The 14,278-nt window shown below is 59.9% G+C and carries 15 protein-coding genes; 5 read left to right on the top strand and 10 right to left on the bottom strand.

The annotated features are described in order from the left end of the window. Positions 1-1,272, bottom strand: a complete 1,272-nt coding sequence (locus AB4O16_RS12935; protein WP_460157862.1) for a glutamate-5-semialdehyde dehydrogenase — start codon at positions 1,270-1,272, stop codon at positions 1-3. A 189-nt stretch (positions 1,273-1,461) separates the two neighbouring features. Here AB4O16_RS12935 and AB4O16_RS12940 point away from each other — a divergent pair, with 189 nt between their 5' ends. Together AB4O16_RS12940 and AB4O16_RS12945 are read left to right on the top strand one after the other, a co-directional pair. After that, a complete protein-coding gene (locus tag AB4O16_RS12940; protein ID WP_460157863.1) occupies positions 1,462-2,160 on the top strand; it encodes a DNA-3-methyladenine glycosylase in 699 nt (232 codons plus the stop codon). Between the two features lie 193 nt (positions 2,161-2,353). Continuing rightward, complete coding sequence (locus tag AB4O16_RS12945) at positions 2,354-3,670, top strand: bifunctional DedA family/phosphatase PAP2 family protein (protein WP_160385780.1); 1,317 nt, start codon at positions 2,354-2,356, stop codon at positions 3,668-3,670. A 341-nt stretch (positions 3,671-4,011) separates the two neighbouring features. Here AB4O16_RS12945 and AB4O16_RS12950 read toward each other — a convergent pair whose 3' ends face one another. The 5 genes from AB4O16_RS12950 to AB4O16_RS12970 all read right to left on the bottom strand — a co-directional run bounded on the left by AB4O16_RS12950 (position 4,012) and on the right by AB4O16_RS12970 (position 6,542). After that, entirely contained in the window at positions 4,012-4,380 is a 369-nt protein-coding gene (locus tag AB4O16_RS12950) for a hypothetical protein (protein WP_460157864.1), read from the bottom strand. A gap of 203 nt (positions 4,381-4,583) precedes the next feature. Then, positions 4,584-4,748, bottom strand: coding sequence for a hypothetical protein (locus AB4O16_RS12955; protein WP_460157865.1), 165 nt, complete (start codon positions 4,746-4,748; stop codon positions 4,584-4,586). 117 nt (positions 4,749-4,865) lie between these two features. Further along, positions 4,866-5,456 (bottom strand): LON peptidase substrate-binding domain-containing protein, encoded by a 591-nt coding sequence (locus AB4O16_RS12960; protein ID WP_460157866.1) that lies wholly within the window; start codon positions 5,454-5,456, stop codon positions 4,866-4,868. A gap of 10 nt (positions 5,457-5,466) precedes the next feature. Continuing rightward, positions 5,467-6,183 (bottom strand): LrgB family protein, encoded by a 717-nt coding sequence (locus AB4O16_RS12965; protein WP_046041674.1) that lies wholly within the window; start codon positions 6,181-6,183, stop codon positions 5,467-5,469. Then, a complete protein-coding gene (locus tag AB4O16_RS12970; protein ID WP_160385784.1) occupies positions 6,180-6,542 on the bottom strand; it encodes a CidA/LrgA family protein in 363 nt (120 codons plus the stop codon). Before AB4O16_RS12970 ends, AB4O16_RS12965 begins: the two co-directional genes overlap by 4 nt. Before the next feature lie 194 nt (positions 6,543-6,736). Here AB4O16_RS12970 and AB4O16_RS12975 point away from each other — a divergent pair, with 194 nt between their 5' ends. The 3 genes from AB4O16_RS12975 (at position 6,737) to AB4O16_RS12985 (ending at position 9,694) form a co-directional block, all read left to right on the top strand. Beyond that, a complete protein-coding gene (locus AB4O16_RS12975; RefSeq protein ID WP_160385785.1) occupies positions 6,737-7,192 on the top strand; it encodes a MaoC family dehydratase in 456 nt (151 codons plus the stop codon). Between the two features lie 114 nt (positions 7,193-7,306). After that, the gene (locus tag AB4O16_RS12980) at positions 7,307-9,025 is read left to right on the top strand and encodes a C13 family peptidase (protein ID WP_160385786.1); all 1,719 of its coding nucleotides are present in this window, start codon (positions 7,307-7,309) and stop codon (positions 9,023-9,025) included. A 27-nt stretch (positions 9,026-9,052) separates the two neighbouring features. Beyond that, the gene (locus AB4O16_RS12985; RefSeq protein ID WP_150715981.1) at positions 9,053-9,694 is read left to right on the top strand and encodes an oxidoreductase; all 642 of its coding nucleotides are present in this window, start codon (positions 9,053-9,055) and stop codon (positions 9,692-9,694) included. Between the two features lie 48 nt (positions 9,695-9,742). Here the strand turns inward: AB4O16_RS12985 and AB4O16_RS12990 are convergent, their stop codons facing one another. The 4 genes from AB4O16_RS12990 to AB4O16_RS13005 all read right to left on the bottom strand — a co-directional run bounded on the left by AB4O16_RS12990 (position 9,743) and on the right by AB4O16_RS13005 (position 14,083). Further along, a complete protein-coding gene (locus AB4O16_RS12990) occupies positions 9,743-10,027 on the bottom strand; it encodes a YceK/YidQ family lipoprotein (RefSeq protein ID WP_160385787.1) in 285 nt (94 codons plus the stop codon). Next, a complete protein-coding gene (gene ubiX / locus AB4O16_RS12995; protein WP_160385788.1) occupies positions 10,020-10,652 on the bottom strand; it encodes a flavin prenyltransferase UbiX in 633 nt (210 codons plus the stop codon). Before ubiX ends, AB4O16_RS12990 begins: the two co-directional genes overlap by 8 nt. After that, complete coding sequence (mpl, locus tag AB4O16_RS13000) at positions 10,649-11,998, bottom strand: UDP-N-acetylmuramate:L-alanyl-gamma-D-glutamyl-meso-diaminopimelate ligase (protein ID WP_160385789.1); 1,350 nt, start codon at positions 11,996-11,998, stop codon at positions 10,649-10,651. The genes ubiX and mpl overlap by 4 nt, the downstream gene beginning before the upstream one ends. 171 nt (positions 11,999-12,169) lie before the next feature. Continuing rightward, entirely contained in the window at positions 12,170-14,083 is a 1,914-nt protein-coding gene (locus tag AB4O16_RS13005; RefSeq protein ID WP_460157867.1) for a sigma-54-dependent Fis family transcriptional regulator, read from the bottom strand. Positions 14,084-14,278: the final 195 nt, after the last annotated feature.

Consider the following 14,278-nt stretch of genomic DNA (forward strand, 5'->3'; position numbering starts at 1 on the left):
TCAGACCGACTCCTGTCCGCGCAACTGCCCGTCGCCGACCACGATGTACTTCTCGCAGGTCAGTCCTTCGAGACCCACCGGGCCGCGGGCGTGCAGCTTATCAGTAGAAATGCCGATCTCGGCACCCAATCCGTATTCGAAGCCATCGGCGAAGCACGTCGGGGTATTGATCATCACCGACGAGGAGTCGACTTCAGCCACGAAACGCCGGGTGTCGCCCTGATGTTCGCTGACAATCGAATCGGTGTGATGGGAACCGTAGTGATTGATGTGTTCGATGGCCTGGTCCAGTCCGTCGACAACACGGATCGACAAAATCGCCGCCAGGTACTCGGTGCTCCAGTCTTCTTCAGTCGCGACCACCGCATCGATGATTGCCCGGGTGCGCTCGCAGCCACGCAGTTCGACGCCTTTTTCGCGGAACTGGGCCGCCATCTCCGGCAGGAAATCCTTGGCAATGGTTTGATCGACCAGCAGCGTTTCCATCGCGCCGCAGATGCCATAGCGGTAAGTCTTGGCGTTGAACGCAATGCGCTGGGCTTTCGCCAGGTCGGCGTGTTCGCTCACGTAAACGTGGCAAATACCGTCCAGGTGCTTGATCACCGGCACTCGCGCATCACGGCTGACGCGCTCGATCAGGCCACGGCCGCCACGGGGCACGATGACATCGACGTATTCAGGCATGGTGATCAGCGCACCGACGGCAGCGCGATCCGTGGTTTCGACCACTTGCACCACCGCGGCCGGCAGATCGGCCTCGGCCAGGCCGCGCTGAATGCAGGCGGCGATGGCGCGATTGGAATGAATCGCTTCGGAACCGCCACGCAGGATGGTCGCGTTACCGGACTTCAGGCACAGGCTCGCTGCATCAATGGTCACGTTCGGCCGCGACTCGTAGATGATTCCGATCACGCCCAATGGCACGCGCATCTTGCCGACCTGAATACCGGACGGACGGAAGCTCATGTCGCGGATCGCGCCGACCGGGTCCGGCAGCGCTGCTACCTGACGCAGGCCGACGATCATGCCGTCGATACGCGCCGGCGTCAGCGCCAGCCGTTCAAGCAGGGCCGGCTCAAGACCATTGGCACGACCGGCGGCCAAATCCAGCTCATTGGCCGCTGTCAGCTCGACACGGGCAGCGTCCAGCGCATTGGCGGCGGCCTGCAGGGCGCGGTTTTTCTGCGCGGTACTGGCACGGCCGATCACGCGGGAAGCTTCGCGGGCAGCGCGACCCAGGCGGGTCATGTAGTCAAGAACGGACTCAGTCATGGTCTGGAGTGGTCTTTGATTAGGTCTTGGTAAAGAGTAAAGCGGCAGATTATAGCTGTCGCGTCCCGGGACTAACAGCGGTGACGGGCGGATGGTCGAAATGGAGGGGTATTTGCCGATGTTCAGCCGGGATTAAGCTGCAAATTGTTATCATCACGACTCAATCAGCCCTGATAAACGCCGATCATCATGTCCAACCTGACTGTTCGAGCGTCCGCCATGAGCCTGCCCACGGGCCTCCCGGATGCGTTTTTCGACCGTGACGCCCAAGTTCTGGCCCGGGATTTACTCGGCAAAGTCATTCGCCATCGCGTCGGTGACCTGTGGCTCAGCGCTCGGATCATCGAGACCGAAGCCTATTACTGGGCGGAAAAAGGCAGCCACGCGTCCCTCGGCTACACGGAAAAGCGTAAGGCTTTATTTCTGGATGGTGGCCACATCTATATGTACTACGCCCGCGGCGGAGATTCGCTGAACTTCAGCGCCCAAGGGCCCGGTAACGCCGTGCTGATCAAGTCCGCCTACCCGTGGATCGATGAGTTGAGCGGGCCGGCCAGCCTGGCGCAGATGCTGTTGAACAATCCCGACGCCCAAGGCCACCCTCGCCCGTCCCAAAAGCTGTGCGCCGGGCAAACCCTGCTCTGCAAGGCGCTGGGCCTGAAAGTGCCGGTGTGGGACGCCAAACGCTTCGATCATGAAGTGCTGCTGGTAGAGCACGTCGGCCAGATACCCGCGCACATCATCCAGACTACCCGTCTGGGCATCCCCCACGGGCGCGATGAGCAGCTGATGTACCGCTTCGTCGACGGCGCCTACGCTGCTCACTGCACGCGCAACCCCTTGCGTCGCGGGCAAGTCGAAGGTCGCGATTATTTTTTGTTGTCCTGAAATTGACCCAGACTTGATGCAAACAGAAATTCCCTGCGGGAGCGGGCTTGCCCGCGAAGGCGGAGTATCAGGCGACGTCAAAATCGACTGAAAGACCTTTTCGCGGGCAAGCCCGCTCCCACAAGGGTCAGTGGCGCATTCAAAATTGCACTTATCCCCTGGAAGCAATTGAACATTAGATGGAGTGGTTTTTATGGGCCCATGGCTCGATAGCGTGACCGGGTGGTTGACGGTCAACCCGCAATGGCTGGCGGCGGCAATATTTCTGGTGGCCTTTGTCGAATGCCTGGCGATTGCCGGGCTGATCGTCCCCGGCACGATTTTGCTGTTTACCGTTTCCGTGCTGGCCGGCAGCGGTGCGTTGCCATTGAGTGAAACCTTGCTGCTGGGATTTCTCGCTGGCGTGTTGGGCGACGTGGTTTCGTACTTCCTTGGACGCCACTTTCATCAGAATATCCGGCGTCTGCCCGGTTTGCGCCATCACCCGGAATGGATTGCCGGGGCCGAGGCCTACTTCCAGCGCTATGGCATCGCCAGCCTGCTGGTCGGCCGTTTTATCGGACCACTGCGGCCAATGCTGCCGATGGTCGCGGGCATGTGCGATATGCCCTTTCCACGCTTCATCGCCGTCAGTCTGCTGGCCGGTGCGGGTTGGTCGGTGGCTTATCTGCTGCCAGGCTGGGCTACCGGCGCGGCGATTCGATTGCCGCTGCCCGAAGGTTTCTGGCTTCAGGCAGGTATCGTTGCCGGCAGCATTGCCGTGATGGTCGGGTTGAGCGCCACCAGCAGCCTGCGCCAGCATCGTCGGGCCACATCAATAATCGCCGGCATGAGCTTTCTCCTTCTGGCAGGGCTGTTCATCGGCTACCCATACCTGAACGCCCTCGATCAAGGTTTGATGACCTTGGTGCAGGAACATCGCAGCCCGATGCTCGATGAGGTGGCGGTAGTCTTCACGCTGATCGGCGAATTCCGCAACATGCTGTTATTCAGCGCGCTACTGACCGGCCTGCTTTTGTTGATGCGTCAATGGCGCCCGGCGATTTTCGCCGCAAGCACCCTGCTCTGCACCGCATTGGCGAACACCGCGACCAAACAGTTCTTTGCCCGCGTGCGCCCCGAAGTGCTGAGCGATCCGCTGACCAGCTACAGCATGCCCAGCGGCCATGCGTCGGGCTCTTTTGCGCTGTTCCTGACCCTCGCCGTACTGGCGGGCCGCGGACAGCCGCCGCGGATGCGCCTGACTTGGTTATTGGTGGGCTGCCTGCCAGCAATGGCTATCTCCCTGTCGCGGGTATATCTCGGCGCGCATTGGCCGAGCGATGTCATGGCCGGCGCGATGCTGGCGGCATGTGTCTGTGCGGCCAGTCTGTGGTTGATCCAGCACAAGGAACCGCTCAACGCCTTGCCACCCAAGGTCTGGTGGCTGGTATTGCCGGCGTTGGCGGCCTTGTTCGGCTTCTTCGTGTTACGGCATTTGCCGCATACGATGTTGCGGTATGCCTATTAAAAGAGTTTCTGCGCCAACCTCAAATCGCCAAAAAAATAATCCCGCTCGAACCGACCGGGATTATTTTTACAAGCAGTACCTTATCTTCAATATGGACAACAGACCACGAACGCAAAACAACCAGTGATTATTTTAAATCCGGGAGATTGTCACGAACTTCGGCACTGCGCTCGGCTGGATTGCGCACAAGCAACTCATAGGCCTTACAGATACTGCCAAAAGCTGCGAACTTTAAAAGAATACCCGACAAACAACTTTTGGACGATTCACCCAACGACGTAAGTTCAATCAAGAGCCGCCATTACATCAATCAACAGCGCATGCCGACAATGTATTAAGCCTTAGCCACCGAACGGGAAATCTGGTAAATCCGAGTCTTCAACACCACGATATTTTACAATGGCCGTATCGGCTTGCTTCGCAACCTGGCCAGCGACGACGACATAATCTTCAAACTTCCAACGAACTTCCGTAGAAAACTTGATCATCGCCTCTCCCGCATAATCATCCCAGAGCCGCTGCTCAAAGTTGTCGCGACCGCCATTCAAACCCGAGCGTCGCACCAGGATCAATGCATTCGCCGCATTCAACGTCGAGTCTGCCGCGAACTCTACTTCATTCTGCGGGGCATTTGGGAACACATACCGAACCATGATCCGGGAAAAACAAAAGTCCCACAACGTACGCTCACCGCCACTTAAATACTTCATAAATAATCCCTTATATATGCAATACCTGCCTCATGCAGGCGGAGCAAATATAACCACCTACATTTGACCATTCAATGCACACCACCCCATCGACTTATTAAAAATCAATACAAAGGCCAATCAGAAAGACTGAGCATTCGAAAAACGACTCATCCATCCATAAAAAAACCCGATCAATCGATCGGGTTTTTTTAAACTAAAATTTAGTTAGCCCACTGACGTTTACGCTGCTCAAGAATCAACGCATCGGCCAACTGACCTGCAATTTCAGCGGTATCTGCGAAGGGCTGGCCGTAACTGGCATGCTTGAGCAAATAGCCAACGACGGCTGCTTCCCAAATAGAGCGTTCGTGTTCGTAAATGGTCATGACGTTAAATCCTTTTAGTAAATTAAGTCGCCCGCTTCTTACGGGCAGCCACAACCTAGATCCACCTGCGCCGTTAAGCAATACAGGCAAACCAGCACAATATTTTCCAAATGCTGCTCAGGCGAACAACTCGCCCTGCAACTCATCCAGCAGCGCCTGAATCGCATCCAGTCGTTGCTGCGGATCATCGAGTTGCAGCAGGTCGATCTTGTCCAGTTCGGCGAAAGGCAGCAGGTAAGCCAACTGGTTGGCCAGCGACTGTTGCCCGGTCGCTTCAGTGCCCATGTTCAATGCTTCGACCATCGGATGTTCTGCCAGGGCCCTGAGCAATGCCACCAGGTCGGCGTCCTCATCCTGCAATGGCTGCTCCGGATCGTCTTCCAGCCACTCGACTTCGGCGACAGTCAACTGATCGCGCTGGACTTGCGTTCGCAATACATGGAAACGCCGCCCACCCTGAACCCGAATTCCCAGCAGTCCGTTGTCCTGTTGCTTGAAATCGGTAATCAGCGCTTCACAGCCCACCAGTGCGTAGCCGGCCGGGGCGATCCCGACTTCTTCGCCGTCGAGAATGCACACGACGCCGAAACCGCCGCCCTGTTTCATGCAGCGCCCGATCATGTCCAGATAGCGCGCTTCGAAAATCTGCAGGTCGAGGATGCAGCCTGGAAACAGCACTGTGTTCAACGGAAAAAGCGGCAGACTCATAGACATTTCCTTACACCACCATCGACACCGCCAGCGGCAGGAAAACCGCCGTGGCCACACCCATCAGGCTCATCGCCAGCGCCGCGAAGGCGCCACACTCTTCACTTTCCTGCATCGCCACCGCCGTGCCGACCGCGTGGGCCGTCATGCCCAGTGCCATGCCCCTGGCTTCCGGGCTGTGCACGCCCAGCCGGGTCAACAGGGCCGGACCGAAGATCGCTCCGATCACACCCGTAATCAAGACGAACACCGCCGCCAGCGCTGCGACCCCACCGATCTGTTCAGCCACCAGCATCGCAATCGGCGACGTCACCGACTTCGGTGCCATGGTCATCAGGATCATGTGCTCGGCACCGAACGACCAGCCCAGCAACACGCCCATCCCCGTGGCCACCACCCCGCCTATCACCAGCGTAGTAAATATCGGCCAGAACAACTGCCGAATCCGTCGCAGGTTGAGATAAAGCGGCACCGCCAGGGCGACAGTGGCCGGCCCGAGCAGGATGCTGAGAATCTCGGTGCTCTTGCGGTACTCGGCGTAAGTCAGACCGCAACCCACCAGCACGCCGATCACCAGCAACATGGAGACCAGCACCGGTTGCAAAAAGATCCAGCGGGTTTTCTCGAACGCTGCCAGAACAAGCTGATAAGCGCCGAGGGTGATACCGATGCCGAACAACGGATGGTGAATCACCGACGTCCAGGCGCCGTGCCAGTCGAAGATCATTGGATGTCCTCGGAGTGAGCGTGACGCTTGACCATACGCTGCATCAACACCCCGGCGAAGGCCATCGAAAGCAGCAGCGACAACACCAGCGCGCCGACAATGGCCCAGAAATCCGCCGCGATGTCTGCGGCGTAGACCATCACGCCCACGGCCGGCGGCACCAGCAATAGCGGCAGGTAACGAAGCAGGCTGCCGGCCGCCAGGTTCAGCGGCTCGCCGACCTGCCCGCGGCAGATGAGGTAGATCAGCAATAGCAGCAACCCCACAATCGGCCCCGGCAGCACCGGCAAGAACAAATGATTGATTGCAGTGCCGAGCAATTGGAAAAGCACCAGCCACGTCAGGCCCCGTAACAACATAAAAGATCTCCCGCAAAAATCCGTCACCCGCATTGGCCGGGCATTATAAGCATGCTCGCGCTATAGACCGGCATTCGCCAAAAGCATGGTCAGTTGACCGCAGCCTTTGGCCATGTTGATCTAAAGTGGTAAGCCGGGAGGTTAAATCCCCACAAGCCAAAACTATAAAACCGATGAACCCAAGGAGAGTCTCAATGCCCTATGTTCCAGTTGCAGAGCTCAAAGATTATGTCGGCAAGGAACTCGGACGTTCCGAATGGCTCACCATCGATCAGGAACGCATCAACCTGTTCGCCGAAGCCACGGGGGACTATCAGTTCATCCACGTCGATCCGGTCAAGGCCGCGCAAACGCCATTTGGCTGCACTATCGCTCACGGTTTCCTGTCGCTGTCGCTGATTCCGAAATTGATGGAGGACATCCTCGTCATGCCCGAAGGCTTGAAGATGGTAGTCAACTACGGCCTCGACAGCGTGCGCTTCATCCAGCCGGTCAAGGTCAATTCGAAAGTGCGGCTCAAGGTCGACCTGACCGAAGTCATCGAGAAAAAACCGGGCCAATGGCTACTCAAGGCCACCACCACCCTGGAAATCGAAGGCTCGGACAAACCGGCGTACATCGCCGAACCCCTGTCCCTTTGCTTCGTGTAAACCGTCCCGGATGCGAAGCAGCTCCTGCTGTTTCGCGACCTCTGGCGGTACCTCGCCCTATATAAGGACACATAGCTGCGGCATACTCCCTCGCCTAATTGCCCGGAATCCGCTATGCGCCCACTTGCACTCCTTGCCTTGACCCTGATGCTCACCGCTTGCGGCGACGGCGAATCTCTTTTGCCCCCCGACGCACGCCTGCCGGACGGCGGACGCTATCGCGGTGACCTGGTCAATGGCTTGCTGCAAGGCAAGGGGCGCATCGACTATCCGAACGGCAGCTGGTACGCCGGCGAATTCGACAAAGGCCAGTGGCAGGGCCAGGGTGAATGGCATGGCAGCAATGGCGAAGTCTATCGCGGGCAGTTCAATCAGGGACTGTTCGAAGGCCAGGGGGCGCTGACCACCAACGCCAGCAGCTACAGCGGCGGCTTCAAGGCCGGACGGCGCAACGGCGAAGGCACCCTCAAGGAAAACGGCATGAGCTATCGCGGGGAGTTCAAGGCCGATCAATACGCCGGCCTGGGCCGCCTCGAACTCGAAGACGGCAGTTCTTATCAGGGCCAGTTCGCCCACGGCAAACCCAATGGCGACGGCCAGCGCGGCGACGGCAACGGCAATCAGTTCACCGGGCACTTTGTCGACGGCCAGCTGGAAGGCAACGGCACGTTCAACAGCGCCGATGGCGACATCTATGTCGGCAGCTTCAAGAACAATCAACTGCACGGCAAGGGCCGCTACGAAAACGCCGACGGCGATGTCTGGCTGGGCCAGTTCAAGGAAGGCTCGCTGAACGGCAAGGGCGAGTTGATCGGCACTGACGGCAGCCACTACATCGGCCAGTTCAACGACTGGCGCTTTTCCGGGCAGGGCCGGCTGAACCTGGCCGACGGCAGCTTTTACACCGGCCAGTTCGACAACGACAGTTACCAGGGCCGCGGCACACTGGTGTTGACCGACGGCACCGTGCTCAGCGGCACCTGGATCAACGGCCAGCGCGTGCGCGACTCCGAGGGCAAATTGCTGCCCGACACTCTGGAACTCGGCCTGCTGGCGCAAGGGCGTTTACTCGAAGCAGCACTGGCCAACATTCCACCCTCGACCCCGGCAGTGGAACTGTATTCGTTGACCCTGGGCGGTGATGGCAAGCAAAGCGTGTTTCTGCGCGAGTCCGACTACGTCGCCAATATGCTCTCCACCCGCTTCGGCGCCTTTGGCCAGATCCGCCTGGTGAACCATCGCGATCACCTCGCCGACCGCCCGATGGCTACCCGGGAAAACCTGCGCCGCGCCGCTCTGACGTTGGCCGAACGCAGCGGTCCGGAAGACTTGATTTTCATCTACCTGTCCAGCCATGGCACCAGCGAACACGAATTTGTGCTGGATCAGCCGCGCATGGAGCTGGCCGATCTGCCAGCCGACGAATTGGCCGCTGTTCTCGCCCCCCTGAAAAACCGCGACAAGATCATCGTGATTTCGTCTTGCTACTCCGGTGGTTTCATCCCCGCCCTCAAGGATGAACGTACCCTGATCATGACCGCCTCGCGGGCCGACCGTGTGTCCTTCGGCTGCTCGGAGGAAGCCAACTTCACGTACTTCGGCGATGCCCTGTTCGCCCAGGCCCTGAACCAGACCGATGACCTGGAGCAAGCCTTCAAACTGGCCAAGGCCACTGTCGCCGAACGTGAGCTCGCGGACGGCTTCGAAGCATCCGAACCACAGATCTGGGCACCGAGAACCGTCCTCTCGCACTGGCAATTACTGCGCAAACAACAGGCACGAAAAGCACTGCAAAGTGCATCCACACAAAGCAAGGATGCAAACAGCAACTAAGCTGAACAGTATCAAGGGAGAAACACTATGTACTTGACGCCTCAGCATGTGCTGCTCGCCGGAGCCACCGGTTTGACGGGTGAACATCTGCTTGATCGCCTGCTTAACGAGCCGACGATTACCCGGGTATTGGCCCCCTCACGCCGGCCATTGGCCGAGCATCCACACCTGGAAAACCCGGTCGGTGACCCGACAGCGTTCCTGCCGCAACTGAACGGGCGGGTCGACATTGCCTATTGCTGCCTTGGCACCACGATCAAGCAGGCAGGCTCGGAACAGGCGTTTCGCGCGGTGGATTTGGACATGGTGGTGGCATTCGCCAAACGTGCCCGGGAAATGGGCGCACGGCATTTGATCGTGATCAGTGCTCTGGGAGCCGACCGCAGATCCTCGATTTTTTACAACCGGGTCAAAGGCGAGATGGAGCACGCATTGCGCGCGCAGGACTGGCCGCAGCTAACCATCTGCCGGCCTTCACTGTTGCTGGGCGAACGAGCCGAACCGCGCCTGGGCGAAAAGGTCGCGGGGCCGTTGTCGCGGCTGATTCCCGGCAAATACCACGGCATCGAAGCGTGCCAACTGGCCCGCGCGATGTGGCGTCTGGCGCTGGAAGAGCAGGACGGGGTCAGGATTGTCGAGTCGGATGAGCTGAGGAAGTTGGGCAAATAAACCGCGGATCTGTGGCGAGGGGGCTTGCCCCCTCGCCACAACCCTCTCCTACAACCCACCCGTAGCCTGAAAGCTCACCCCGATCACCGTCAACAACGACAGCGGCAACAGCAGCGTATCGAGCAACGCACTCGCCGGCAGATCGACGCCCGGGTAGCTCGGAGCTTCAGCGCCAAAACGATCCTTGGCACAGCACCCGCCATTCAACGCGTACAAATCCAGACGAGTCCCCGAGTACACCACCGGTGCCCCCGGCTTGGCTGCATCGAGGGTGCGTGCGGTGGCGCACCCGGCCAATAGCAGCGCCAGCACCAACACCAGCAGCTTATTCATCGCTGGTCAGATGATGCTCGCCCCAACGCGGCAGCATGTCCTGAGGAATACTCAGCAGATTAAGGATTCGCGCCACGACGAAATCGATCAGGTCGTCGATGGTTTGCGGCTGATGATAAAAGCCCGGTGATGCCGGCAGGATGGTCACGCCCATGTTCGACAACTTGAGCATGTGCTCCAGGTGAATGCTCGAATAGGGCGCCTCGCGAGGCACCAGAATCAGTTGGCGACGCTCTTTGAGCGTCACATCGGCGGCACGCTCGATCAGGTTGTTGCAGGCGCCGCTGGCGATGGCGGACAACGTGCCAGTGGAGCACGGCACCACCACCATCGCCGCTGGCGCGCCGGAGCCCGAGGCCACCGGCGACATCCAGTCTTCCCTGCCGTACACCCGAATCTGCCCGGCGGCGGCACCCGTGTACTCGGTGAGAAAGGCCTGCATCATCTGCGGTTTGGACGGCAGCGTGACGTCTGTTTCGGTCGCCATTACCAACTGCGCGGCCCTGGAGATCAGGAAGTGCACTTCACGATCTTCCCGCACCAGGCAGTCGAGCAGGCGCAAACCGTACTGGGCGCCTGAAGCGCCGGTCATGGCCAGGGTAATGCGTTCCGGGCCGTTGTTCATTTCAGCGCCTCGGCCAGCTTGCCGTGCAGGCCGCCGAAGCCGCCGTTGCTCATGATGACCACGTGAGTGCCGGGTTGGGCCTGGCTTTTCACGCGTTCGATGATGCCCTCAAGGGAGTCGCTGACAATCGACGGCACAGTGCACAGCGCCGCCGTGCCCGCCAGGTCCCAGCCGAGGTTGGCAGGTGCGTACCAGATCACCTGATCGGCATCGACCACGCTTTCCGGTAACCCGTCACGGTGCGCGCCAAGTTTCATGGAGTTGGAACGCGGCTCGATGATCGCGATCAACGGCGCGTCGGCAATCCGTTTGCGCAGGCCATCCAGCGTGGTGGCGATGGCGGTCGGGTGGTGAGCGAAGTCGTCGTAAATGGTGATGCCACGAACTTCAGCGACCTTCTCCATCCGGCGTTTAACGCTTTTGAAGGCGCTCAACGCAGCGATGCCCATCGACGGCACAACACCGACGTGGCGTGCCGCAGCCAACGTCGCCAGGGCGTTGGCGACGTTGTGCTGGCCAGTCATGTCCCACTCGACCACACCCTGGGCTTCGCCTTCGAACATCACTTCGAACTTCGAGCCATCTTCACTGAGCAGCTTGACCTGCCACTGACCGCCGGCACCCGTGGTTTGCACCGGCGTCCAGCAGCCCATCTCGATAACGCGCTGCAACGCAGGCTCAGTGGTCGGATGAATCACCAGGCCTTCGCTCGGGATGGTCCGCACCAAGTGGTGGAACTGCCGCTCGATGGCCGGCAGATCGGGGAAGATGTCCGCGTGATCGAACTCAAGGTTGTTCAGGATTGCCGTGCGCGGGCGGTAATGCACGAACTTCGAGCGTTTGTCGAAGAAGGCACTGTCGTACTCGTCGGCCTCGATGACGAAGAATGGCGTATCACCCAGGCGAGCCGACACCGAGAAGTTCTGCGGCACGCCGCCGATCAGGAAGCCCGGGGCCATGCCCGCATGCTCCAGTACCCAAGCCAGCATGCTGCTGGTAGTCGTCTTGCCATGCGTACCGGCAACCGCCAGCACCCAGCGACCCTGCAGTACGTGATCGGCCAGCCACTGCGGTCCGGAGACGTAAGGCAGGCCTTTGTTCAGCACATACTCCACCGCCGGATTGCCCCGGGACATGGCGTTGCCGATCACCACCAGATCGGGGGCCGGATCGAGTTGCGCCGGGTCATAGCCTTGTGTCAGCTCAATGCCCTGGGCTTGCAACTGAGTGCTCATCGGCGGATAGACGTTGGCATCGGAGCCCGTCACGTGATGGCCCAGCTCTTTGGCCAGAACCGCCATTGACCCCATGAAAGTGCCGCAGATACCAAGAATATGAATGTGCATAGTCGACCTCGTAAAACTTGGTCGCAGGTTAGCTTAGGGAGGGGAAAATCGCACCTGATGTTTCCGACTTACGATCGCCATCCTCGCAACGCCGCCCGGAGCAAGCCCGCTCCCACAGAATCTGCGCAGTTCCTGTGGGAGCGGGCTTGCCCGCGATCAGGCGCGACGCGGTTACCGGGCGATACCGTGTTTACGCAGCTTGCGATAGAGGGTATTTCGACTGACCCCCAAGTGCTCAGCCGTATGCGTCATGTGCCACCGCGTTTGCTCCAGCGCGTTGAGCAACGCCAGCCGCTCGGCATCTTCAAGCGGATGCTCCGAAGCCTCCTCGATCGTCGACACTACCGGCCGTGCCTGCCGGATCATCGCTGGCAAATCTTCCAGACCGATCCGCCCGTCCTCACACAATGCTGCCAACGTACGCAGCACATTGCGCAATTGCCGTACGTTGCCCGGCCAGGCGAATCCCAACAAAGCCTCCCGCGCCGGCCCGTCGAGCAACACCGTTTCTCCGTGCGCCTCTTCGGCCAGTAAAAAATCGAGCAACTGCGATTTATCACTGCGATCACGCAGTGCCGGCAGCGCGACTTCCAGCCCGTTGAGGCGGTAATACAAATCCTCACGGAAGCTGCCATCCTCCACGCGATCGAGCAACTTGCGGTGGGTGGCGCTGATGATCCGCACGTTAACCGCTTCCGGCTCGCCACCGATCGGCACCACCTGCCGATCCTCCAGCACCCTTAGCAATCGCGTCTGCAGTGCCAGCGGCATGTCACCGATTTCATCGAGGAACAACGTCCCGCCGTCGGCCTGTTGCAACTTGCCGCGCATGCCTTCCTTGCGCGCACCGGTAAAGCTGCCGCCGCGATAGCCGAACAGCTCGCTTTCGATCAGGCTTTCGGGAATGGCCGCGCAATTGAGGGCGACGAACGCTCTATCCGCCCGCTGGCTGGCGTGATGCACCGCTTTGGCAAATGCCTCCTTGCCGGATCCGGTTTCCCCATTGATCAGCAGCGGCACGTCGCGCTCGTAGACGCGCAAGGCCTTGCGAAAATCCGCCTGCAACGTCACATCATCCAGACAAACGCCCGACAGGCGCGTTGCTGGTGCAACAGGGAGAGCAGGCTCCATCGGAACCGGCAGCGAGCGCCGCGCCTCGCCGCGCAACACCGCGAACAACTTGCGACCGTCCCGGGTACGCAAGGGCCAACTGGCCGCGGCGTTGCTACTGGCCCGCCCCAGCAACTCATCGAGCGAGCAATCGAAAAACGCTTCCACCGGCTTACCCAGCAAGCCGCCGCGAATGTGCCCAAGCAGGTTCAGCGCGCTCTGGTTGACCGCGCAAATGCGCCCTTCTCCGTCGAACGCCAGCAACCCTTCGCTGAACAAACCGACGGACTCGGCCTGCAAGTGGAAACGCAGCAGCCATTGATTGTCGAAGCAACGCAGGAAGTAACAGCTTTCGATCATCTTCGCCGACAGATTGACCAGCGCCATGGTATGGAACTGACTTTGCCGAGAAACATCGCGCCGCGCCGACGACACGTCGAGCACCGCCAGCAATTCGCCATGAGGATCGAAGACCGGGCTCGCCGAGCACGTCAGGCCGGTGTGGCGGCCGCGAAAGTGTTCGTCCTGATGGATGGTCAGGGACTGCCGTTCCACCAGGCAGGTGCCGATGCCGTTGGTGCCTTCGCAGGCCTCGCTCCAGTCGGCACCGAGCCAGAGCCCGGCGCGTTCGAAGATCTGCCGTTCGGTGGGGGCGGTGACGCAGTTGAGGATCACGCCACGGGCGTCGGTCAGCAGCACGGCGTGGCCGGCGCCGGAAAGTTGTTGATGCAGGCTGGTCATTTCATTGCCGGCGATGTGCAGCACTTGCTGCAAGCGTTCGCGGCTTTCCAGGACACGGCCATGTTCCAGCACCGTCGGCGCGATGCTCAGGGCCGGATCGAGGTGATAGTCCTCGAGGCAGCGCAGCCATGAGCGGGCGATGGACGGGTCGCTGCCAGGGCCATGCAGGTGGGCCTTGCCTTGGGTGACGGTCAGAACCTGCTGGGCATGGCGACTCAAATGGTTGTCGTGCATTTCTTATTATTCTCCCCGGGGCTCGGCGTCCCGTGCATGAGGTGATGCCGAGCATCCTCCAGCCCGGCCTGCATTGCAATGCCTGCAAGACTACCCGGTCACAGGCTGTGCCAGAAACGGTACAAATTGTCACTGAAGCTGTACCAAAAGCGTCACAGGTGCCCTCCATCCGTCCGACAAAAAATGCGCAAGGCC

It is taken from the genome of Pseudomonas sp. S2_H10, from assembly GCF_054668285.1.